Here is a 203-nt window from a genome sequence, read left to right as displayed (position 1 = left end):
GGAGCGGGAAACGAGACTCGAACTCGCGACCCCGACCTTGGCAAGGTCGTGCTCTACCAACTGAGCTATTCCCGCATTGAGATGCTTTGTGCATCCGGCCATCAAACAAAACATGGCCTTTGAATTTTTTGGAGCGGGAAACGAGACTCGAACTCGCGACCCCGACCTTGGCAAGGTCGTGCTCTACCAACTGAGCTATTCCC

General features: G+C 54.7%; 1 tRNA gene. It reads right to left on the bottom strand.

Annotated features, from left to right (window positions below):
• Positions 1-2 precede the first annotated feature (2 nt).
• Positions 3-75, bottom strand: a tRNA-Gly gene (locus tag AC2FCQ_RS24730).
• Positions 76-203: the final 128 nt, after the last annotated feature.

The organism is Serratia sp. CoH_134_PS_4, assembly GCF_058190535.1.
Note: the sequence above shows the minus strand (reverse complement) of the source record. Positions and strands in the feature narration are given on the sequence as shown.